The sequence below is a fragment of the Dapis purpurea BLCC-M126 genome, from assembly GCF_050015975.1.
Taxonomy (GTDB): domain Bacteria; phylum Cyanobacteriota; class Cyanobacteriia; order Cyanobacteriales; family Microcoleaceae; genus Trichodesmium.
In genome coordinates, this window is record NZ_JBNHER010000164.1 from 1 (window position 1) to 23,482 (window position 23,482).

At 35.4% G+C, this 23,482-nt stretch carries 17 protein-coding genes; 7 read left to right on the forward strand and 10 right to left on the reverse strand.

Annotation, left to right across the window (positions count from 1 at the left end; genetic code table 11):
- Positions 1-247 precede the first annotated feature (247 nt).
- The 3 genes from rbfA (at position 248) to ACP6PL_RS14900 (ending at position 2,925) form a co-directional block, all read left to right on the forward strand.
- Positions 248-661, forward strand: coding sequence for a 30S ribosome-binding factor RbfA (rbfA, locus tag ACP6PL_RS14890; protein WP_426546047.1), 414 nt, complete (start codon positions 248-250; stop codon positions 659-661).
- Between the two features lie 29 nt (positions 662-690).
- Positions 691-2,298, forward strand: coding sequence for a glycoside hydrolase family 3 N-terminal domain-containing protein (locus ACP6PL_RS14895; protein ID WP_426546048.1), 1,608 nt, complete (start codon positions 691-693; stop codon positions 2,296-2,298).
- Between the two features lie 402 nt (positions 2,299-2,700).
- Positions 2,701-2,925 carry a DUF4327 family protein gene (locus ACP6PL_RS14900; RefSeq protein WP_094673787.1) on the forward strand — a complete coding sequence of 75 codons (225 nt, stop codon included), beginning with the start codon at positions 2,701-2,703 and terminating at the stop codon, positions 2,923-2,925.
- Positions 2,926-3,096: 171 nt separating this feature from the next.
- On the opposite strand, the gene ACP6PL_RS14905 is transcribed toward ACP6PL_RS14900, so the two are convergent.
- The 5 genes from ACP6PL_RS14905 to ACP6PL_RS14925 form a co-directional block, all read right to left on the reverse strand.
- Complete coding sequence (locus ACP6PL_RS14905) at positions 3,097-3,477, reverse strand: hypothetical protein (protein ID WP_426546049.1); 381 nt, start codon at positions 3,475-3,477, stop codon at positions 3,097-3,099.
- A gap of 573 nt (positions 3,478-4,050) precedes the next feature.
- Entirely contained in the window at positions 4,051-5,298 is a 1,248-nt protein-coding gene (locus ACP6PL_RS14910; RefSeq protein WP_426546050.1) for a hypothetical protein, read from the reverse strand.
- Between the two features lie 824 nt (positions 5,299-6,122).
- Positions 6,123-6,479, reverse strand: coding sequence for a hypothetical protein (locus ACP6PL_RS14915; protein WP_426546051.1), 357 nt, complete (start codon positions 6,477-6,479; stop codon positions 6,123-6,125).
- 440 nt (positions 6,480-6,919) lie between these two features.
- Complete coding sequence (locus ACP6PL_RS14920; RefSeq protein ID WP_426546052.1) at positions 6,920-7,450, reverse strand: phosphoribosyltransferase; 531 nt, start codon at positions 7,448-7,450, stop codon at positions 6,920-6,922.
- Positions 7,451-7,761: 311 nt separating this feature from the next.
- A complete protein-coding gene (locus tag ACP6PL_RS14925) occupies positions 7,762-7,968 on the reverse strand; it encodes a hypothetical protein (RefSeq protein WP_426546053.1) in 207 nt (68 codons plus the stop codon).
- A 627-nt stretch (positions 7,969-8,595) separates the two neighbouring features.
- On the opposite strand from ACP6PL_RS14925, the gene ACP6PL_RS14930 reads away from it, so the two are divergent.
- Positions 8,596-10,479, forward strand: coding sequence for a hypothetical protein (locus ACP6PL_RS14930; RefSeq protein WP_426546054.1), 1,884 nt, complete (start codon positions 8,596-8,598; stop codon positions 10,477-10,479).
- 145 nt (positions 10,480-10,624) lie between these two features.
- Positions 10,625-10,972 (forward strand): NAD(P)H-quinone oxidoreductase subunit M, encoded by a 348-nt coding sequence (gene ndhM, locus ACP6PL_RS14935; protein WP_426546055.1) that lies wholly within the window; start codon positions 10,625-10,627, stop codon positions 10,970-10,972.
- A 76-nt stretch (positions 10,973-11,048) separates the two neighbouring features.
- Here the strand turns inward: ndhM and ACP6PL_RS14940 are convergent, their stop codons facing one another.
- A complete protein-coding gene (locus ACP6PL_RS14940) occupies positions 11,049-11,324 on the reverse strand; it encodes a hypothetical protein (protein ID WP_426546056.1) in 276 nt (91 codons plus the stop codon).
- Positions 11,325-11,638: 314 nt separating this feature from the next.
- Here ACP6PL_RS14940 and ACP6PL_RS14945 point away from each other — a divergent pair, with 314 nt between their 5' ends.
- The gene (locus ACP6PL_RS14945; protein ID WP_426546057.1) at positions 11,639-13,726 is read left to right on the forward strand and encodes a protein phosphatase 2C domain-containing protein; all 2,088 of its coding nucleotides are present in this window, start codon (positions 11,639-11,641) and stop codon (positions 13,724-13,726) included.
- A 17-nt stretch (positions 13,727-13,743) separates the two neighbouring features.
- Here the strand turns inward: ACP6PL_RS14945 and ACP6PL_RS14950 are convergent, their stop codons facing one another.
- Together ACP6PL_RS14950 and gap are read right to left on the reverse strand one after the other, a co-directional pair.
- Positions 13,744-14,124, reverse strand: a complete 381-nt coding sequence (locus ACP6PL_RS14950; protein WP_426546058.1) for a DUF1823 family protein — start codon at positions 14,122-14,124, stop codon at positions 13,744-13,746.
- A 214-nt stretch (positions 14,125-14,338) separates the two neighbouring features.
- On the reverse strand, positions 14,339-15,364 hold the full coding sequence (gene gap / locus ACP6PL_RS14955) for a type I glyceraldehyde-3-phosphate dehydrogenase (protein WP_426546059.1): 1,026 nt from the start codon (positions 15,362-15,364) through the stop codon (positions 14,339-14,341).
- Between the two features lie 753 nt (positions 15,365-16,117).
- Between gap and ACP6PL_RS14960 the strand changes: the two genes are divergently transcribed.
- A complete protein-coding gene (locus tag ACP6PL_RS14960; protein WP_426546060.1) occupies positions 16,118-16,309 on the forward strand; it encodes a hypothetical protein in 192 nt (63 codons plus the stop codon).
- A gap of 478 nt (positions 16,310-16,787) precedes the next feature.
- On the opposite strand, the gene ACP6PL_RS14965 is transcribed toward ACP6PL_RS14960, so the two are convergent.
- Both ACP6PL_RS14965 and ACP6PL_RS14970 read right to left on the reverse strand, forming a co-directional pair.
- Positions 16,788-20,174 carry an efflux RND transporter permease subunit gene (locus tag ACP6PL_RS14965; RefSeq protein ID WP_426546061.1) on the reverse strand — a complete coding sequence of 1,129 codons (3,387 nt, stop codon included), beginning with the start codon at positions 20,172-20,174 and terminating at the stop codon, positions 16,788-16,790.
- 352 nt (positions 20,175-20,526) lie between these two features.
- A complete protein-coding gene (locus ACP6PL_RS14970) occupies positions 20,527-22,374 on the reverse strand; it encodes an efflux RND transporter periplasmic adaptor subunit (RefSeq protein WP_426546062.1) in 1,848 nt (615 codons plus the stop codon).
- Between the last annotated feature and the right edge of the window lie 1,108 nt (positions 22,375-23,482).

Below are 23,482 nucleotides of genomic sequence, written 5' to 3' on the forward strand. Positions count from 1 at the left end.
AAAATGCCAAAAGCAATATCAGTAAACACTTTCATTCTTTTGAGCGCCAACCCTACTTAATACTCCAAAAATGTTCTCCTACCTCCTCTATAGTTCACATTATCCTAACTACTGACTCCTACCCTCACTCATAATACTGTTTCAGCAAACTCTAATTAATTTTAGCCAAGTTACAAAAAGCTGCCATAAGTCTAATGAAGGTACTAATATAGATATGGTGAGTATGAAATTGTAGGGGGTAATGATCATGGCTACAGGTCGTCGCGTTTCCCGGGTTGCTTCATTAATCAAGCAGGAAATCAGCCAGATGTTGCTCCATGGTATTAAAGATAACCGGGTAGGTATTGGTATGGTTAGCGTCACAGATGTAGATGTTTCTGGAGACTTACAACACGCTAAAATATTTGTAAGTATCTATGGATCTGACGAAGTGAGGTCTCAAACTATGGCAGGTCTAAGATCTGCTACTGGCTATGTCCGTAGTGAGTTAGGCCACAGAATACGTCTGCGTAGAACTCCAGAAGTTATCTTTATTGAAGACCGCTCTCTAGAGCGTGGGACTGAAATTATATCACTGTTAAACCAAATTTCCCAGGAACGGCAACAACAGGAAACAGAAGATATTGCAGATTCAGAGTCTCAGGCAGAAACAATAGAGTAACCTATTCCTAAATTCCCCATTACTAAACTATGAATTTAGCAGAAAAAGTCGCTCAGATGGTCGTAGTGAGATCCTCTGGCCATTTATTTGACGACCAAATTCGTTATCCAGACTGGGAACCTCCTAACAGTAAGCTTCAATATTGGGTAAAAGAGTTGGGCATTGGAGGGGTGATTTTTGTGGGTGGGAGTGCTGTAGACTTAGCAACTCGCATCCAACAACTTCAGTCTTGGGCAAAAATTCCCTTGCTGTTAGCTGCTGATATTGAGGAAGGAGTTGGTCAAAGGTTTCCAGGGGCTACTTGGTTTCCTCCACCCATGGCGATCGCTGCTATTGCTCAAACTAATCTGAAAAAAGCCCAAGAGTATGCTGAAATTATGGGGGCTATTACAGCTGAAGAAGCTGTGGCTATTGGTTTGAATTGGGTATTAGCTCCAGTTGTAGATGTGAATAATAATCCTGATAACCCAGTGATTAATATTCGGGCTTTTGGAGAAACGACGGAATTAGTTGGTCAATTGGCAAGGGCTTTTATTCGAGGTGCTCAAGAATATCCGGTGTTGACGACTGCTAAACATTTTCCTGGTCACGGGGATACGGCAGTTGATTCTCATTTTGATTTACCAGTTATACCTCACTCGGAAAGTAGATTGGCAGAAGTTGAATTATCTCCTTTTGTTGAGGCGATTGCTGCTGGGGTAGATTCTGTGATGAGTGCCCATTTATTGATTCCGGCCTGGGATGCAGAACTACCAGCAACTTTATCTCACAAAATTATCACAGGTCAGTTGCGCCAAAAGTTGGGTTTTAGTGGTTTGGTTGTGACTGATGCTTTGGTAATGGGAGCGATCGCTAATCGTTATGGTTTGGCCGAGGCGTCTGTTTTAGCTGTGGAAGCTGGTGCAGATATTTTACTTATGCCTCTAGATGCAGAGGTGACAATTAATGCTGTTTGTGATGCGGTGAGTCAAGGCCGTATTTCTGAATCACGAATTGATGAGTCTTTACAAAGAATTTGGCAAGCTAAAACAAGAGTTTATCCTACCTGGGAATCGGGAAATGAAAAAGTACCAGATGATTTCTCACCTCCTACATATAATTTAGTTGAAAAGTTAGCTCAATCACAGGCACAAGAAACTGTAGCTCAAATTTTGCAAGAGTCTATTCAATTAGGAGGGTGTGTTTTTTCTCCAAATACAGATGATCGGCATTTACGCAACTTACTATTTGTACAGGATATACTTAACAGTCCTTTCTTGGGTAATCATACTCCAGCGATCACTATTCCGGAAAAATATGGTTATCAACCACAGCTAATTGATAATAATTTAGAAGCTTTTCAAAACCTTATCCCTAATAGCTTGACTTTGCTGCAAATATTTATTCGTGGTAATCCTTTTGGCAAAATAGCTAGTTTAACACAAGCATCACAAGACCTAATTAAAATATTATTAAGAAATGATGAACTGCAAGGTCTAATCATATACGGTAGTCAGTATACCTTGAAACAGTTTTCACCAGAACTGTTATCAGAGATACCCTATATCTTTTGTTATGGACAAATGCCAAAAGCTCAAGCTATTGCTCTAGAGCTTTTATTTAAAGATTTCCCAGTATCTCTCGATAGCAGGGAATAAACAGAGAATAGCTAGAAAAACATTTCCCAGTCTAATTCATCATCAGTCTATGTCCTAAGCAATTTTTTTGTTTTATATCTAAAATATAAAAAAATATCACCTGATTTTTGACAAAATCTAATCCAAGTGATATTGGGAAGACGGTTATTTTAGGCATAAAGACTAGATAAATCCTAAATTAGCTAGCTGATGGGTACAAGTTCAAAGTATATCAATGCAATTTGGACTAACACATTAGCTCATGTGTTGGTCTGATGACTTTTAGAATACTTATCAAAATAAGATAACAAATTGTAACTATATATACTGAAAAAATTAACATTCAGAATTAGCAATTTTGCCTTATATTATTAATAGCGCCGTAGCGCCGACAATTACTCAAGCTAGGCCAAGAGGGTGACCATGACTTACACCACAGTTCAATATTCTTTAGACATTATCAGGGACGAAGCAGCAGAACTTGTACACAAAGGAGTTCTCAGTCGTCAGCAGCCTATTTATACTCTTTGCCAATACATTCCCGCTCGGGAATGGGCTTGTGTAGAGGGTGAATTAGAAGAGTGTGACTTTCTACTCAGGGATAGAATTGGCGACCTGATAGGTAACGAAAAATGGGACAACGACTAAATAAAACCCTAACTCAGCTAAATTAAAAATTTTTAGCTGAGTTAGGATTGAAAATTTATCCTACTTTTCCAGGACTTATTAATAAGTTAATACTGTTATAAGACACATCTAGAACAGAATCCTGTGATGTGTCAAATATTTTTTTCTTTGCAGAAAAATCTTAAAATAAACTTAGTTCTGAGACTCTGACTCCTGAGATTCTTGTAAATCAGTCCGTAGATTAGCTATTTCTTTAGTTAGTTCTAACAAATCTCTTTGTATATCTGATTGTACAAAACCTGAAGCAGGACTAGAAGAAACAGTTGTACTATCCGTATTGACTTGACTATTTTGTTGATTCAAGATTGTATCAACAAAATTTCGGGCTTCCTGTTCAGTCATCTCTCCTCTTTCAGCCCATTCCTCAGTTAATTGATTAAAATCAGAATTTAATTTATTCAAATTTTCATCCCGTTTACTAGAGTCTTGCAAAGTCTCCATAAAAAAGGATGTGGCACCTAGGGTAACACGAAATCCTTTTTGTACTAGTTGGGTCAGATTATCAGGATTCATAAGTGTAAGTTAACTCAATATCAAATAGTAATTTCTCTCTTATTACAAGATGAGAAATAGACTGTACTGGTAATATAACGCGGATAGAAGCAAGTGAGAAGTTGTTTGAGAATATTTTTCCCTAGAGAGTATATTTTCTAGCTAAATCTAGGTTTTTTTAATCTGAATAACTAGCAACTTGAAAACTCATTGATTTTTGAGGCAGATTTCAACAATTAATAATTAATAATTACCTATTCCATAATAGAAGGATTGGCTAAAAGGAATTTTTTTCTTCTCTTGCTCGATTCGATATTGGGTTTCACTGCCCGAAATGTTTGCGCAGTATTCCGCAGAAAAACCCTTAGCTTTCCAGAGGGAACGGAAACCCACTCTTGTAGATCTGCTGGGCAATTCAAGTCCGCAGAGTTTTTCATGTCGGCGATAGCCGTTGTGCAAAGCGCTAAACGCCATCGCTCCCTACGGGAAACTTCACTTTTCATGCCAGCGATAGCCGAAAGACAACTTTTTTTCCATGAATGGAAAGCCTTTTTACTTTAATTCTTCGGTAATTTGTGATTATTATCTACTTGATTATGATGTTTTAATAATAATATCTTCTACACCCAAATTTATTAACTTCTTTTCCACTTGGGAAACAACATTTTTTAAATTGATATATATCAATAAATATTCATTTTCTGTATATCTGTATATCTGTGAATATTTCACGGCAAAGGATAATACATCTTTTGGTATATCATCAAATTCAAATAGCTTTTGCCGGATTAATTTACCACCAAAACCAGGTAAATAATTTTGTAATTTAACCCATGAATTATGAAACATATACTTGCTATTAAAAGTGGGTAAAAAACTGTATATTCCTGGAAGTTGATTGATTGATTTTCTCACATCAGTATGCTTTAACATATAATTGTTTTCTGGCTTAGTTAAATCTGAGACAAAAGCTTCAGCATTTCCTAAATAATTTTCAGGTATACCAACATTTCTATATCTTAGATTACAAGGAAAAATAAATCTTTTAATAGGAACAACTGATAAAAATTCAAATAAAGCATCGTTTGTGCTATAAGCACTTTCTTCCTGAGACAGATTTTTATTTTTCTCCTTGATTGAATTTAAATTTTCTTTAGTTAAGATACATTCAAGATAACTCCAATTATTCTTATTTTGAAAAAAATCCTTCAAGATAAAAACAAGAAAAGATGTTGAACTTAAAAGTTTATCTTTCCATGATAATTGTTTAAAACTTGCTTCAATAAAGTCATCTATTTTATTAAAGTGAATTGTAAATAATGGTTCAGATTTAGCAACATATTCTGGATCTTCATAAGCTTGAGAAAGATATTCTAATAATTTAAAATATGTTCCACCATCTGCTAGGATATGATTTATAAAAATAGTTACCCCATAATAGTTTTGATTATGATTCAAAATTACATACAGTAATGGAGTATCTTTATTAATAGCATCTGAAGAATTTTTGGGAATATTGAATTCATTTTTTACGTAACTTTTTGCATCTAATAAGTTATCAAGATTTATCTCCTGTTCATCTAGATCGATATCAATAAAACCAACACCAGATTTTTGTGGGTTACATACAACTTTTAATGGAGAAAACAATTTCTTTACCAATCTCCCTGCCAAAATTGGCACAGTATCTACTATTTGTTGAATTGCTATTTTCAATCTATGAGAATCTATTGGATGTTGATACCAATTTATTACACCATAATAGGGCGCAAGTCTCATTTGACTATCAAATTTTGAAAGTTGATACTCTCGATGCACATTGCTATTTGTAATTAATTCCATTGGTTTTATCTGATTTTTTTATTGCTTGATTTTGCATTGTTTACAGATAATATTATAGTAATTAATATGATTAAATATTGAATATTGGATTTATCTATAGCAATTTACAAAAAGCGTGAAGTACAAAATTCGTTGGTTCTAGGGAATAGAGAGTAGGGATTAGTAATTTGAGAAACAGGGAATAGAAAAGAATAAAAATAACTTTATCTCTGTAACTTGAGAAATGCTATTTCTTGAGCAATATTCTTATAAACATTTTTTACCTCAAATAAATGAGGTAAAAAATTATGATTTGAGGAAAGTCGAAAGATGGTTTTATGTTGCCAGTTTATCTATGTAACAAGAGCTATAATTATTAATTATTTGGTAAATTCATCTCATCGCTTAAAACTTTAATATTTTCTTGAAAAATACTCTCTTATAGTATCTTTACTCAAGATTAAGTTTTTTAGGCATCAGGAATCAAAAAGTATCTCTGTACTTCCGTGCGAAATAGTAAAATTTAGGGTTTGGTATTGAGACTTTCCCGTTAGACTTTGATTTAACGGAAGAGTCTCAAATAATTTAATTCATCCTCATCTACTAGAAAATTTTCTAGACTTTGCTTTTCAATAATTCTTTTTTTGTTCAGGATAAATAAACTTGCCGAAACAGAAAATTATCATGCTATAGCAATGTATTAATTCTCGATAGTTCATGAGCAAAGGGAGGATTTCAAATTCAACCCTGTACAATAGCTAAGAAAAATATTTGGTCGTGGTAAACAAGTAACAATGAATGAGTTTAGCTCCTGTCTACTTTGATATTCTTAAATATCAAAAATATTATTCTACTTGCTCTAAATATTGATTAATATCATCATAAACTCTAGTAAGTTCAGCTTCAGTAGTAATCCGGATCCGCTCATCTCGTAAAGTAATCAAAACTTTAGCAGCAAAAGGACTAGGCCAAATATTAGGATTGCAGAATATTTCTAAAAACACATCTCCTGTATACAGATATTCTGTAGGTTTTTGTGGAGTTGGTTTGCTAGAACCACCAGCAGCATTTTTAGCAGCAACAGATTTTAATTGCTGCATTAATTCAGCTATCGTACTTTGTAAATTTTTTGCAGCTTCAGGAGTAAAATCAAAAGATATAGATCCTTCTACCAAATTCAACGTTAGTTTAGAAGTAGACATAAAAAATCAAATACAAATAAATATAGAGAAACTCTCAGTAATGATAGAACTATATCACATAACCTCAACCTCAAGTTACTGTTAAAGGATCGTGGAAATAATTAACCAGTTACAAAATCATCAAAAGCTTACTAATCAATACTTTTGAATTTTTACTTCCCTGTAGTGGTACTATTTGAAATAGAAAATTAGGCAATTGCCATTTTTGAAAAATTTAGCCTGGATATGATAATATAGAAATTAATTTAATGTGGGTATTTATTGACTTACGATAAAAAAAATTATGCCCAAAAAATAAGGTTTTAAGCCTCCCCTTTCAAGGGGAGCAAAAATAAAATTCTGTATTTCAAGGCTCTTAATTCAGATTTGAGGTACTGATAGAGGTACTGGTAACTGATTACTGAAATAACCCTGAGTCAGTTTACCCATAAATTAATTATTTAATCAAAATTAATATCACTACCTATCTTGGCAAAAGTTAAATCAGCAAGATTTATTTGTTCATATATCTCAAACGGTTGATGAATCCAAGGATTATCAGCCAAATAATCAACGTAGTAATTAGGCTCAAATATTGAACAAGCTTTATACCATAAAACAGCTGTTTTAATTTCCTGAATTTCTTGACTATAATTATCTTGAAGCCAATTAATGGATTCTTTAATACTAATTCCGGAATCTACCAGATCATCAACTAATAAAACATGACTACCCAAAGTATCTGTAGTCATAGTCAAGTTTTTTGCTATTTTAATATTACCTCGCTGCTGAGCCTTAATACCACTATATGAAGAAATAGATAGAATTGCCAAAGGTTTCCTAAAAATGCGAGAGAGAATATCTCCTACTCTTACTCCCCCCCTAGCTAAACAGACAATGTGATTGAACTCCCATTGGGATTGATAAATCTTTGCTGCTAGATATTCAATTGTTTGATGATACTCTGACCAAGAGATATAAATATCACTCATTTATGAATTTGAGAATAATGGTAACAACTTAAAAATAAGTTAATTTTACCCAAAACCACGATTTTTATCTCAAACTACAATCATCATATTCTCTGAAGCAATTTTTTCAATCATTTTTAAATCACATAAATTATTATAGAGGTCTTTCTACATCAGACCTCTATAACTGAAAAATTTTTAGTGGCATAATTCCCATTTTTTATAAGTCGATAGATATAAAATTGCTTAACTTTTGGGGTTATTCAAATTATCAGAAAAGGATTTTTCCATATTATAATTTTTTTTATTAGTCAAGCAGAATAGGAAAGTTTTTAATCAGCCATCTTGAGCCATCCACGACGAATTGCATGAAGTAATCGATTAATTGCTGTTGTATCTTCTTCACTCAGATTATGGTATAAAAATAAATTTCTCAGTTGTTGTCTTTGCTCTTGAGTCAAGATACCAGATCGATAAACTTGGAATACTAATTCTGTAATGATTACTTCCGGTAGAAAAGCTTGATGTAGATAATCCATAAAAGTTAATTGTTATAACTCACTACCTTTAGTATTTCCTATTTAACAATTAATAACTGTGATAAAAAGCTTGACTCCAGGTGATATATCTCATAATAATTAGTGATTTCTGTCACATTATTTAAAGTATAATTATTTACTCAAAATATTAAAAATTATAAATTTTCAAGAATAAAAATGAAGCATGAGAATTTTTTTAAAATATATACTTCTAAACCAGAAGCAAGTCATACTCAAACTCTATCTTATCAAATTCAATAATATGATGTCAATTATTTGAATTAGAGATTTTAAAGTATAAGCAAATTTAAAAAAGGAGATAAGGAACACTCAACTAAGGATAGGTAAACCATAACAGATTGAATATTTGTTTCTATATCAAGAGGACTTAAACATAGCTATTCTTCTTTTTTTAGTGACTAAACCACCACCTTTGCTATTATGAATTATTTAACCCTAGACTGTATTCAAGCTTTAATCTTTAATTGATCAAGAGTCTATTAATCAGCTCCGCTGGGTAAATAGCAATATTAATTGTTATGGAAAAATCTAATTTCAAATAGAGATTATTTTCTAATCTAGATAACCATCACCATTATACAATAATTTCCAAGAATTAAAAAAAACATGAAATCTCAGCAAATAACCTATAAAATCCTAGCAATCATTACTACTCTAATATTGAACTTAATAATATTTGGATGTCAAAAAAATAATCAAATAAAATCAACAGAAAAAAGACAAATAACAACAGTATTACAACAAAAAATTGGGGAAGAAGAAAATAAATTGGAAGAGCGAAGTTTAGCAATTCGTAAAAAACTAGCAGCCATAGACTTAGAAGAATTAGATATTTGGTGGAGAAAAAGAAAAATAGGAGATCCTCATAAATATTTACTACCAGTAATTTTAGCTAGATTAAGCTTAGAAGGTGAACCAGTAGAGAAACTTTATAATCAAGAAAAAACTTGGAAAATTTTGCTGCAACTAGATAAAGATAAACCAAGCATTTATCATTTCCGCAGTTATTTAGATGTGCGGATTTTCTTTTTGTTTCGAGACAAAATGCCGTCAGAAATATTAACATCTTACAAAAATCAACTACAGCTACCGAAAGTTCTACAGTGGACAAAAACTGGAACAGAAAATCATATGTTTATGGGACGTGCATCCGGTTTAGCATTGATGGATGGGAGTGGTTGGCCAGTCGGAGATCCAGCCAGTGAAGCTACAAATGAGGCATGGTTACGAAGTGAACTGAATAAATTTTTAACTATTGGACAAGGAGAATTTCATTCTTCTACTTATTATGGATATAGTATTGGTGGATTGCTTAATATCTATGATTTTGCTCGTGACCCAGAATTAAAAAAACTGGCCAAAGCTTTGCTAGATTGGTACGCAACTAATATGGCATTAAGACTAAGTTGGGGAACTGCTGGAGGTGCTGAAAGTCGAGGCTTTGATCGCAATACCTGGAATAGTGGGTTAAGTACAGTAGCTTGGATCTGGTGGGGAGATGGAACTGAAGCAGCAGAAACAATGGGAAAAGGTAGTGCTAGATTAGCATTAGCACCAGCTCTCAGTAAATATCGTCCCCCAGAACATTTGCGGGCATTAGCTCGTAAGCAAGTACCATTACCATTTAAACTAAGGGCAAGTCATCCTATTTACTATAGCTACTCTCAAGGAAATGGTTTATGGGAGACCTTTTATATAACCCAGGATTATAGTTTAGGAACTTTATTAGAGCCTACTCGTAGTTATCAAGTTGAGGGTACAATTAGGGCACAATATGCTACTTATAAGTTAGTGGTGCGCGATATAAATAGTATGAATAATGCAGTAGTAACTTTAGCAGGTACTTATCATGGAGCGCAGGCAACTGGTCGTAGCCCTGGAGACCAATATGTTCAGGAAAAAGGGGCAGTCATTTTTCAATTAATTCTCAATGATCGAGATTTACAAGCGGGAGTACCTCCGCGATCACATTTAGTCTTACCAAAGCGTTATGGTGAACCAACAAAATATAAAGATTGGTATATTTGGCGCATCGAAAATATTTGGCTATGTGCTAGACCTTGGGGAGATGAAGTAAATTTACAGATACCAGTCTCTGAGAAATCTAGATATAAAGATTATCAAGCAATGGTTGCCAAGGGGAGAAAAACTGCTTGGGTGACTGATGTGGCAAGGGTAGCTGATGTTGGAGATTTTGAAAGTTTGAAGCAGGCGTTGGATAAAACTGAAGTTGATGATAGTGAATGGAATAGTCAGGGCCGTTTGAGTTACATGAGTTTAGCAGGCGATCGCATTATTATGACTTATGACCAAGATGGTGGTATTGGGGATGCTGTTATTAATGGGGAGAAAAGGATTTTAGAGAATTGGCCTGTTTTAGAAAGTCCTTATGCCAAGCAAGAATTGTATAGTGGATTGTTAGAAGTTGATGACCCCAACTTAGGTAAGTGGAAGTTACAAGGTGAGTTAATCGGTCCAGAATGGGAGTGAGTATTTGCTTAATTTTTATCCAGAGAATAAAAAATATACCAGTAAGTAGTACCTAATTAATAAATTAGGATTATGTTGTTATACTATCTGCCAAGACAGCACTTAAGATAGAATTTAACAAAAAGTAACACAGAGAGAATTAGCTATGCCATTAAAGTCAACAACTAGACATATTCGTATTTTTGCAGGAATCGTGGAAAAGAATGAACTTGTTCCTGATGATAAGGTATTAACTTTAGATATTGATCCCGATAATGAACTGAACTGGAATGATAGTGCTGTGGAACAGGTTTACCGAAAGTTTGACGAATTGGTAGAATCTTACAGCGGGTCAGATTTAACTGAATATAACCTCCGTTGTATAGGTTCTGATTTAGAACATTTTGTCCGATTGCTATTACAATCAGGTGAAATTACTTATAATCTTGGTAGTCGTGTCAATAACTATAGTCTAGGACTACCTAGAGTAGATGTTGATGCTGAAGCTCAGTAGCAATGCCAACAAAACTCAAATTTAATATCTAATCAAATCCGATAACGGTAATGTTATCGGGTTAAATAATAATTAATCACATCTCTACCTTGTTATTCTGAGAATGTTGCAAAAATTGCTTCATGGAGACCCGACGATTGGCCATAAATTGATTCCAAGCACCGGGGAAAAATTCCTCTAGAGTTTCCACTAAAGCCCAAATTTCAAGATTAACCATTTTGTAATATAATCCATGAGAATGTTTCACTTGAGTCAGCAATTCATCTATCTCTATTGGAGGTAATGACTGCTCATTATTAGTTTCTTGATTAGTAAAATTACTGGAAGGGCTAGAATCAGAATATTGAGACATAAGTAAACCTCATAAGACTGGAACAATATATACTGGAACTAACAGGCTACAACTTACGACTTAGATAATATTTATAGCTTTACTGCAAAATTTTTAGAAAATCTTAACTGTCTTAATTGTATCAAACGTATATATAATAAGGGTACAATAGTTTAATATCAAAAACTGACAACTAGTAATTGGCTTTTTTAGATATTGGAATTATCCGGAAAACTAAGGCACAAAGACCTAATCCAAGCAGCATAGATAATCAAGAGAAATCTCTAATTCAAAGAAATGGCCGAAAGCGGTGAGGACCCCTGATGCAAAACACTATGCCAAAACACTACCTGTGGGCTATAGGTGAAGGGATCGAGACCTATCGGCCAGGAGAAATAATAGCAGATCGCTATCAAGTTCAGTCTGGTAGGATCTTACTAGATACTCAACCAGAAAAAATGCCCCAGATCCCCGAAGAAATTCCGGGTGCAATAGAACCATATTTGAAATTATTTCCCTATCGACTTCATATTCCTCAAGTTTTTGGACTGGTGTCAGTAGCAGGAAACAAAAAGACTACACCAATTTGGTTGTTAGAAGGAGGGCCAATAATTCCAGGAACAGCTAGCTTAATGCCAGAAATAGCTACAGCATGGAAAAATGCTACACCCATGCGACAGCTAAACTGGTTGTGGCAAATAGCCCAACTTTGGCAACCGTTGAATGTGCAAAAAGTAGGTTCTAGTTTACTAAATTCAGAAAATTTGCGGGTAGAAGGGCAATTAGTACGTTTATTAGAACTACAGCCAGATGAAAAATCTGTGACATTGCAGCATTTAGGTCGATTATGGCAGAAATGGGCGAGCAATTCTCACCCAGCAGTAGCAAAATTTTTGAAACAACTGTCTCAGCAAATGATGGCAGGCAAAGTAGAAAATGCCGATCTACTAATAAAACAACTAGATAAAGCTTTAGAAGTATTGGGGCGATCGCAACTTCGGAGCGTTCACATTACCACGGCTACAGATACTGGACCAAATCGTTCTCACAATGAAGATGCTTGTTATCCACCTAGTAAAACTGTGATTAGCTATCCACCTAGTTCTAAAACAGTAGCCATTGTTTGTGATGGCATTGGTGGTCAAGATGGGGGTGAAGAAGCATCTCAGTTAGCAATTAAAGTTCTGTGCCAACAACTGCAAAAGATTCAGGAAAATGGCGATCCTCTAACTATAACTACAAAGTTAGAGGAAACTGCTTGTGCGGCCAATGATGCTATTTGCGATCGCAATGATAATGAGGAACGCCACGGTCGTCAACGGATGGGAACCACCCTAGTGATGGCACTTGCCCATCTGCACGAAATCTACATCACTCATATAGGAGATAGTCGTGCTTACTGGATTACTCCTAACAGATGCTATCAAGTAACTGTAGATGATGATGTCGCTAGTCGTCAAGTTAGATTAGGTTATTCTCTATATAATGATGCCATCAAACAAGTTGCATCAGGTGCCCTAGTACAAGCTTTGGGTATTACTACCTCAATAGCTCTACATCCCACGGTACAACGTTTTCCTATAGATGAGGATAGTATTTTCTTGATTTGTTCCGATGGTTTAAGTGATAAAGAGCGAGTAGAAGAATATTGGCAAACAGAAATATTACCATTACTAGATGGAAAAATTGATCTAGCTACAGTTAGAGATAAATTAATAGAAATTGCTAACACCAAAAATGGGCATGATAATGTGACAGTAGCTTTAGTGCATTATCAGGTAACATCTAAAGGTCAGATGACAGAATTATCACTCCTGCCTATAGAGGTTAAGTCTGCACATTCAGAAAAGCCATTTGTTGAGCAGAAACCAGAATATAGAAGCGGGTGGTTTTACCTGTTAGGGATTTTTATACTTTTGGGATTAGGGGGAATATTAGCATATTTTTTAAGTCCTATAGCAACTGACTTAATTGAAATTACAGAACCAACAAACAATATTTCTGATAATCAGATTGTGAAAAAGATCGAAAAACCCAGTTTATCAGCAACTCCTACATTTTCTCCGACCTTATCCTTAGATGTAGGTTCATTCATATTGATTAGTGCTAGCGACTCTCCAACTGAGACATTAAACGAACCCATTGAATTACTCACTAGCACCAGAGATAATACTGTTAAAGGTAGAGTTGCTAATGGTAGTATTCTCAAAATAACCAGAAAATTTTATCAGCCTGAAGAAATTTGGTTAGAATTAGAGGTATGCTCAACTACAAAATCATCAAGTATCGATCCAGAATTTATCTATTACTTACAACCAAAAGATGTAGGTTGGATTGAACAAGTTAAAATAGACAGTCATTTAGATATAATTAATCTCTTTGAGGTAAATAAAGAACAATTAGATGGGTGTGTTATGGATTAGTAAAATTCAGCCAAATATTAATTTGAGCCAGATTTGTGAGCAATTTCCATATAACTTAAAAGCCAATTGGCCATAGTAGCACGACGAGCTTGCACAGGAGTAAACTCACCAATTTTATAACCTTTGAAACCCAATTTTTGTTTCAATAATTGTTTATTTTCTCGAGGAATAGAGCGAGTCAACTTCACAGTGGGCGGACGAAATTCAATAAAATTTGGAGGTTCTGGATAGTCTTCGCGCCACTCTGGTGCTACCCTCGAAATATCCCACTTACCAGTAGTATCATCATAGCGATAACCAAGATAATACCAAACTAATTGATTAACAGTATTGTCATCTATTTTTTCATCAATAATTGCCTGAATAGTTTCTGTGTTCAGTGATGGTAGTTCAGACATAAAACCTGATTCCTTAAAACTTAATTTAGATGATTTGTTCTTGAAAGTATTTTAGAGGCAGAAACTGCCTCCCATATAACTAAGACTGACATATTACCATTAATACATCGGGTTGAAATCAATGATTATTTGCAGATAATACACGAATTTTCGTCGAGAAACCCGGTTTTTGGGTAAATCCTGATAACTTAATTTTTCAGTTGTTAGCTATTAGTTAAGAAATACCTTCTTTTTGTGCCATTGATAACATTAAATCTAGAACTCGATTTGAATAACCCCACTCATTATCATACCAAGAAACAACTTTAAAGAAATTAGAATTGAGTTCAATTCCTGCACCTGCATCAAAAATACTAGAGTGAGGATCACTGGTAAAATCAGTAGAAGCTACAGGATCTTCAGTATAGCCAAGAATACCTTTCATCGAACCATCAGCAGCAGTTTTCATTGCTGCACAAATATCCTTGTAGCTAGTTGACTTCTCAGTTTTAAAAGTTAAATCAACCACAGAAACATCAGGAGTAGGCACTCGGAATGCCATACCAGTTAGTTTTCCTTTTAAGTGTGGTAAAACTAGAGTTACTGCTTTTGCAGCACCAGTAGCAGCAGGAATAATATTTTGAGCAGCACTACGTCCACCCCTTAAATCTTTTTTACTTGGACCATCTACAGTTGGTTGAGTAGCAGTCATAGCGTGAACAGTTGTCATTAGACCTTCTGTCAAACCAAAATTATCGTCAATAACTTTGGCAATAGGAGCTAAACAGTTAGTAGTACAGCTAGCATTAGAAACAATTGTATCTTGAGCAGGATCGAACAAATCATGATTCACACCCATCAGCAAAGTTTTTACTTTGTCAGGATCTTTAGTAGGAGCTGAAATAATTACCCGCTTTGCACCTGCTGTCAAATGATTTGAAGCACCATCAAAAGTTGTAAATAATCCTGTAGACTCGACGACATAATCTGCACCTTTTTCTTTCCATGGTAATTCAGCAGGGTTTCTAACTGAAACACAGGGAATCAACTTTCCGTTGATTGTTATGCCATCATCAGAAGCGGTTACTTCCCCTTGGAAACGTCCGTGAGTTGAATCATATTTTAATAAATAAGCTAAATTCTGGGGTGGTACTAAGTCGTTAATTCCCACAAACTCGATCAAGTCTGGGTAGTTTAGTCCAGCACGGAATACTAGACGTCCAATACGGCCAAATCCATTGATGGCTACTTTTAAAGGCATGGATACAACTCCTGTATAACTAAAAGTTTTATAACTATTAGGACTTACCGATTAGAAATTATCACAAGGACAATTGGTCTAAATTATTCTTTTCCATATCTTAATAATCTTTAGGCCAGATGATGAAGGTATTATGGGACACCTAGCAGTTATATTTGGATTGTACAGGAAATATCTTGGAATTAGGCAACGATGAATAAACAAGTAATATCCAAAAAGATATAGCAATCCTATTTCAATTGGAATACTTTCGTGGTAGTTAGGCAGGAGTCAGGAGTAAGCATTTTCAAGGTTTTTCGTCAATCTTAACTATTAGAAAAATTCTCAAAAATCATTTATAATTGTTATATTTAGAGGCTTATGTTAGGGTGGCCTCTAGATTGTTATGTCGCGCAGCCAAACACAACCTAAAAATAATTTTTCCAGAGAATATTCTGTTAAAGCTGACATCAGTGAAAACTACTGCGTAAATATACAGTAATTTTACTATGATTGTTTCTGTAAAACAACTATTTATTTAAAATTAGCAGATATGCTTTTTAAAAATCCGTAATTTTTCTGAAGTTTAATTATCTAAAACTATATAATTATCCTCAGCGATCACCCTGATTTTTTAATATTATTTTAGATGAATATACTGATAAAAAAAATCATACATAAATATTTAATAAATATATACAAAAAAGTTGTAATTTAGTCAAATAATAAGCGATACTATTAATAGTTAAACAATAGGAATTCAAGGATATAGAAATGAACAAGATTACTATACCAACAGTTTTAGATTTAGAAGTAGAGGGTTTAGCTCCTAGTAATGCAATTATAATTAACTTGAAGCCCAGAAAAACCGTCAGTAATGCTAAGATAAACCAATTAGGTACAGGTTATATCCTTCAAGGTAATGCTCAGGAAGATTTTGGTTTGCCGGGCCTTTCAATTGAGTAGACCACTCAAATCTTGAAGGAGTTAAGATTTAGTCTTTTGGTTACTTTTTATCCTTGTTAAAATGTCTGTACTATCTTCTTTATAACAGAGTAATATTTACAATTTAACTAAATATTTAATTTAATATCAGTACTTATCAGTAAGCTTATTGTATAAATAAATCCTCTCAAACCACCTTTTTCAAAAATACTTGAAGTTTAAAATAAAATCTCACAACAGGTGAAAAATGCTATATAAGATCTGCTAAATTCAGCCAAATTATAAAGTCATAAGTACCTGTACCAAATTAATTTAACCTTTTTAAGGGAGTAGGGAGGTTAAACAATTGTCATTGCGACAGAAAGGAAGCAATCTTAAGTAAAAGATAGATTGCTTCCCTGTACTTTGTTCCAGTCGCTACGGACTTACAGTAACTAACTATTCCGACTTGATATTAGAACTTAGTAAGGGTTTTATACCAAGCGATCATTTTTGTTATCTAATTTTTAGGCGTTTGTGGTTCCTTTCTAACTGCCTCATCAATATTAGAATCAGCACTTTCTGTAGTAGAATCAGCTTGATTTTCCAATGAACCATTAGTTAAAGTATGCCCATTATGATGATCTTTGATACTATTATCAACAGATCCATTTCCATTAAGATGATCGTCATCATAATCTGATAAACTATCCTCATCTAACTGCTCAGGTTTTTCACCCTTCAAAAATCGGGACTCAAAAGTCTTAATTGCTATATACAAATTAGGAGTAATCAACAAACTCAAAAGCGTACCAACTAACATTCCTCCAAATATTGCAGTACCCAGAGACCAACGACTACCTACACCTGCACCCGTAGCTACAACTAGAGGCCAGAAACCAATCAAACTAGAAATTGCAGTCATCTGAATCGGCCGAAAACGTTGTTCTGCTGCTGTAACCGCTGCTTTAGTAATGTCTAAACCCTTATCCCTTAACTGGTTAGCAAACTCCACAATTAGAATAGAGTTCTTAGAAGCCAAACCAATTAACATCACCAAAGCAACCTGACAATATACGTCATTCGTCACTACAGGCCAAACTCCACCTGCCATTGGCACATTTGCTCGGAACCAAACTGCACAAAGTGCTCCTAATACCGCCAGTGGTACTGACAGGATAATAATAGTTGGGTCAATGTAACTTTCATACTGAGCTGCAAGTACCAAGAATACCATCACAACCCCCAAACCAAAAATGATTGGCGCTGAACCACCAGAAGATTTTTCTTCCAAAGCACTACCCTGCCAAGCATAACCAAAACCAGGGTCTAATACTTCTGCTGAAGCAGCCTCCATCGCAGCGATCGCTTGTCCAGAACTATAACCAGGAGCGGGGTTGCCCTGGATTTTCAGAGACCGGAAAATATTGTAGTGAGTAATTGTTTCTGGGCCTGTAAAGTCAGTTATTCTTACCAGACTACCCAAGGGAATCATTTCGTTATTTTGAGAACGAACATAAAATTGGTTAATATCTTCAGGGTTAGAGCGGTATTGTGGTTCTGCTTGAGCATAAACGCGATATTGACGTTGACCTAGAACAAAATCATTGACATAAGAAGAACCTAAGAAAGTTTGCAATGTCGAGAATACATCGTTAATTCTGACATTTAGAGCTTTAGCTCGGTCTCGCAATACTTCTATCCGCTTCTGAGGTTTATTAGCTGCGAATTGAGTGAAAACTCCCTGAGTTGCAGGGTACTTGTCAGAATTAACAGCACCAATTAATTTCTGAGCATTATCTACTAAAGCTTCAATGGGTAAGTTACCACTGCGGTCTTGTAACTGAAATTCAAAACCACCTGTATTACTCATTCCTTGTACAGGAGGTGCATTAACAGCAAAAGCTCTCACCTCTGTAACATCCTGTAATGAAGCATTGACCTTTCTCAGAACTCCATAAACTGACTGTTCTGAATTAGGTCGTTCATCCCAAGGTCTCAGCAAGACGAACATAATTCCCTGACTAGGGTTATTACCGTCAAACCCGAATCCCGCAGCACCAAAAGCAGATTCGATATCATCAATTTCCAAAAGTTTATCTGTAATTTTCTCTGTCGCTCTAGCTGTATAGTTAACTGAAACACCGTCAGGAGCACTATAGAGAACCAGAAAATATCCCTGATCTTCTTCTGGCACAAATCCAGCAGGGACTATACCATACATCAAAACAGTTGCCACTAACCCCGCAATAAAAATCCCCATTACCAATACATTTATGCGGGTGAGAAACCTCACAAATTTAGCATATTGGTCTTGCAGCCAACCAAAACCCTGATTAAATTTATCAAACAACCAGCCTAGAGGTCCTGTTGTTTCTTGCTTAGGTCGCAATAATAGGGCAGACATTGTGGGAGAAAAGGTAAGAGCGTTAAAGGTAGAACAGGCAACAGCGAAAGCAATAGTCAGTGCAAACTGTTTGTAAATAATCCCCACAGTTCCAGGGAAGAAAGAAACAGGAATAAAAACTGCCATCAATACTAATGATGTAGCAATAGTCGCACCTGTTAATTCTTCCATCGAATCTAATGCTGCTTGCCGTGCTTTCATCCCTTGCTCAATTTTAGTCGAGACTGCTTCTACAATTACAATCGCGTCATCTACCACTAGACCTGATGCCAGGGTACAAGCAAACAATGTTAATGTGTTAAGTTCAAACCCTGCTATCTTCAAACCTGCCATTGCCCCAATTAAAGCTACAGGAATAGCAATAGCTGGAACTAAGGTAGCCCGCCAATCTTGTAGGAATATAAAGATAATTAGAACCACTAAGCTAACGGCTTGGAAAAGGGTGACAACAACCTCTTTCAAAGATACAGTTACAAATAAAGTTGTATCATAAGCAATTTTATATTCTAATCCAGGAGGAAAATTCTTACTCAGCTCTGCAAGTGTTGCTTTCACCTCACCGGCAGTTTCTAGAGCGTTACTACCTGGAAGTTGATAAACTGCCATCCCTACTGTTGGACTGTTATTATAAGTTGCTATCATTTCATAATTTTCTGCTCCCAGTTCTGCTCTCCCAACATCTTTAACTTTTACCAGAGTGCCATTTTCACCTACTTTTAGCACCATTTCTTCAAATTCTGAAGCTTCCGTGAATCTACCAATTGCTCGTAGAGGGATTTCAAATTTTTGCTCAGGTGCTGCCGGAGCTTGACCAATTTTTCCTGCACCTACTTGAATATTTTGTTCTTGTAAAGCGTTTACAACATCTTGAGCAGTAATTCCACGAGCTGTCATTCTTTGAGGGTCTAACCAGATCCTCATTGCATATTGACGTTCTCCCAAATAGGAAACCTGACCTACACCAGTGATACGTTTAATCTGATCGTTAACATTCAGGTCAAGGTAATTACTGATAAAAATCTCATCATATAGATAATTACCACTCTCGTCTTCTTCAGGATTAAAAGCGATTACCAAGAGGATACTAGGAGATGATTTTTCAGTTGTTACCCCCGTTTGTTTAACTGCATCAGGTAGTCCTGATTCCGCTTGAGATACTCGGTTTTGAACGTTAACCTGAGCGGTATTTCGATCTATTTCGGTGGGGAAGGCAACATTAATACTTGTGGTTCCATTATTACTGGTGTTGGAGTACATATATTTCATGTCTTCAACACCGTTAATTTCCCTTTCCAGAATTGTTGTGACTGTATTTTCTGCCGTTTGAGCATCAGCTCCAATGTAACTTGTTGTTACCTGAACCTGTGTATTGGCAAGCTGAGGCAACTGGGCAATGGGCAATAAAGGAATACTGATTACGCCTACTAGGACAATCAGTATTGTGCAGACTGTCGTTAATACAGGCCGCTTAATAAAGTTATCTGCAATACTTAAGAGCATGAGCTTCTCAGAAATTTAGTAATTGGGTTTATATTATAGATATAGAACTTAAGGTTTTATTGACATAAAGTACAACAAATGCTAGTTGAAATAATACTATAGCAATTCTATTTTGAGTGTTAATATTTGTAGTGGACCGATACAGCTAATTGAGTTCCAAACTTTTAGTAGAGCGACACAATGGGGCAATAGTAGGGGCTGGTTTTATTAGAAATTTTCATATTCACCCTCAGATTAAATAAACCTACCTTCAGGACGGTGGATTGTATCATTGGGGACGGGTTGATGTGACTCAAGATGAAAAGTTGTTAATTTAATGGTGAAACCCGCCCCTAAGTCCCCTGATTACCTATTATTCATCCTTTGACTCTTGAGGTTGAGATTCACTTGGATTTCCTAACTGAGACTCATCCCTAATGGGCACACCATTTCGCAATTTGACTACCCCAGAAACTACAATATTATCACTACCTTTCAATCCATCAACTACCTGATAATTTTGACCTTGAATACTTCCTAAATTTATAGGTTTCTGGGTTGCTACCAACTTTTTCTCACCATCCATTATTTTCTCTTCAGCAAGAAAAACAAAAGCTTGGTCTCCAATCTTGGTAACTGCTGTAGTTGGAATTGTTAAGCCTTGACCTTCTTCCCAGATAACTCTTGCTCTTACCTGTTGGTTAGTTTGGAGTTTCTTTTGAGTATTGTTATATATTGTCTTGACTAAAACAGTTTGAGTTCCTAAACCTGTATCTGAAGATATAAAAGATACCCGACTGGTACCAATTAATTTACCTGTGCTTTGATTTAGTAAATCAACTCGTGTACCTAGTCTAATTTGAGGTAGTCGATCTATGGGAATATCAATTCTAACTTCTAAAGTGGTATTATCCTGAATAGTGGTTAGCTCAGTTTGGGGGTCTACATAATCACCAACTTTCGGTCCTACATCCCCAAGTGTCCCACTAATGGGAGCAACAATATCGTAGTATTGCAATTGTACCTGTTCTGCTACGGCATTTGCCTGAGCTTGTTGTAGTTGACCACGAGTTGTATTGATTTGAGCTTCCTGAGCTGCAATAAGTTCATCTTGACTAGCAATTTGAGCATCTAGAGTCTCAATGCGACGCTCCAAGTCTGTTCTAGCAGTTTCTACCTGTGCTTTAGATGAATCTATAACTTCTTTTTGAGCTGCTATTTGAGCAGTTAAGGTAGTGGTGCTACGTTCTAGATCTTTTTTGGCACTTTCTACCTGTGCTTTAGCTGCATCTATGACTTCTCTTTGAGATGCTATTTGAGCGGTTAGGGTAGTGGTGCGACGTTGTAAGTCTTTTTCGGCACTTTCTACCCGTGCTGCTGCTGCTTCAATTTCTTGGTCTATATTATCTATTTCAGCTTCAGCTTGTTTGATGTCGCGAGTAGTTTGGTCAAACCTTTCTTTAGGAACTACTCCTTGTTCATATAATGTGGAAAATCTTTCTTGTTCAATGTTTTGGTATTCTAGTACCGCTGTTCTTCTATCTTTTTCAGCCTTCTGCGCTCGTAAAGCTGCTTGAGCATCTTCTAGTTGTGCTTCTTCTGATAAAGAATTCAACTCAGCAATTAATCTATTTAGTTCTTGACGTTCTGACCTAAGATTTGCTTCAGCATTTTGTAAATTAGCTTCTTCAGATAGAGACCTCAATTCAGCTAGTAACCTGTTTAATTCCTGACGTTCTTGGCGGAGGTTAGCTTCGGCACTCTCTAAGTTAGACCGTTCGGAAATTAAATTTCTTTCTGCTATTAGTTCTCTTTTGTCATCTCTCAAGGATCTTAGTTGAGCTTCCGCACTATCCAATTGTGCCTTAGCTGAACTTATTTGAGCAATATTACTATCCAGAACTGCCTGTTGTCGAGAAGGATCTATTTGCAGAATAGGGTCTCCTTTTTTCACACGGTTCCCTAATGATGCAAATACTTGGCTTATTTGTCCATCAACTCTTGGTCTAATAATTGCTTTTTCTTTTCCTTCTAATGTTGCAACATATTCTGTGCTGTCTGCAACTTGAGTCTCATCAACTCTTGCTATTTCGACTGCTGTAGCTGGAGGTGCTGGTGGTGGTGCACTACCTCCACAGGAACTTAACAACAGGGCAGATAATAGCAAGGGCCAATATTTAGTCTGTTTAACTAATTTGCTATCCATTGGTCTTAAGTTCACTTGTAAATATCTCCTAAGTTTTAGCTAGCTCTTAAATTTAAGTAATTATGGAATTATTTAAGTTTTGAATATTAGATGCTTTATGCTAACATATAAACTATAAAAGTCATGGCAAAATCGTCTTTTTTCACAACATAATTTTAAGAATATTTACACTAGCAAAAGAATAGTGTTCAAATAAGTTTACATTTAATTAAATATCTATTTCGTAGAGTATAAAAAAAATCTTAAATTATTCAAATTTTCAGTTTTTTTCTTTATAATGAAAGTTTTAATTTAGATATAAGTAAGTTTAGGTGGGTTTATCTAATTAAAAGTAAAAAAATGATCTGGGCGAGTGTTAGATGAAAGCCTTGAAAAATTAATTAGCGATGTAGTCCTAAAACCACCCCCTAATAGACTGATACAGAAAAGTGAATTTGTGTTAGGGAGGTTCTATTTGATTGAATATTTAATTTATACCAATTCCCATACTAGTAAGGTACAAAATTTTAGGTTTGAGGGAACAGAAAACAGGTAACAGGGAATAGAAAATAACAGACAAAACTGTACCTCATAACTTTCAGAATTGCTGTATGTATTAATTTGAATAATATTATGTTCGGTTAAATAGTTATACATAATTATAGCTCGTAGTAGGGCTTCAGCCCTATTACAGACAAAAACTTTATTATAAGTGATATCCGCAATTCGTAGCTCCCCCGGAGGGGGCACATGATATAAGAGCCTAACTGATAGCTGTTTTGCTACCGCACAACTCCATTTTTCATGTTCCATAAAACGTTACGAGATATGTTTACGCAGCATTCTATAGAACCCCTAAGAGCTCTATATAATTATGCAAGTTAAGTCTATTCGTGCATCAAGAATGAGGAAAAATTATCTCAAGGAGTGTTGAATTTTTTTTATTATTTCTCCCCACATCTTCCCTCTTTCCTCTTTCCCAATTATTAATTATTAATTATTAATAATTAAATAATTCTGGTTTAAAGCCGGACCTTGGATAGGGGAAAAAGCGGTTGAGGGATGGCGAGGTTTCCCGCTCTTAACAGAGCCGCTCCGCTAACGCCATATCCAATCGACCAAGAGAGCGGTCGTTTGCGGAGCA